Source organism: Cupriavidus sp. 8B, assembly GCF_054589115.1.
Genome location: NZ_BAAILO010000483.1, coordinates 1 through 769 on the forward strand (window position 1 = coordinate 1; position 769 = coordinate 769).

1 pseudogene is annotated in these 769 nt (G+C 60.1%); it reads right to left on the reverse strand.

Annotated elements, in window-relative coordinates:
* Positions 1–332 (reverse strand): annotated as a pseudogene (locus ACYP5B_RS44795) (CpaF family protein); the annotation flags it as partial.
* Positions 333–769: the final 437 nt, after the last annotated feature.

The window sequence follows — 769 nt, forward strand, 5'->3', positions numbered from 1 at the left end:
GCGGTCGGCTGCATCACCGCGGCAATCCGCATCCCCTTGTAGCCGGCGTTGATGATGCCCTGATCGGTGCCGCGCACGGCGGATTTCTGCACCGAGGCGGCCAGCGCCCGCACTGCGCCTTCGAGCATGGCCGGTTCGAGCCGGATATCGAGCCGACGCAGTTCGCCATGTCGCTCGATCCAGAGGCTCTCTGGGTTGTTGATCATGACTTCGGCAATGTCCGAGGCCTCGACGAATGCTTTGATGGGGCTAAGCGCCTCGAAGAACATGGCGACCGCGCTCGCTTCGAGCTGATCGAATTGCAGGGTGGGGTGAGCGGCTGGTGCAGACATGCCGCTATTGTTCTCGTTCGGCGTGCCCGTGTGCGATTGAAAGGTATGCGATTTTCGTGAGCTTTTCGCGGATACGGGACGATCCCGACGACGCGCCTTTGCGCGGGAGAGGGGGGCGAGCACATGAGTCCACCCTACTTGCAGTAAGGCGTATGAATACGACGTTTTTTCGCCAGTAGGGTGGACTCATGTGCTCGGGGGTGCGGGACCGAAGCGCTCGTGTGAGCGCACAGTAGGACAGTAGGTCGGCGTCGTCCACGCAACCGTTGAGAATACGGCCTCCGATGTAAGAAATATTGAAAGCTGTCGAAAATCGTATAGCTTTCGTCGCGCTGTGGGGGGCGTTTCGCTGGTTCAATTAGCGGCATCCAAACAGGTGCCCTAATGCCACTGTTCTCCCGCCGCAACGAATCCAAGAAGGTCCTCTCTCCCGCCCC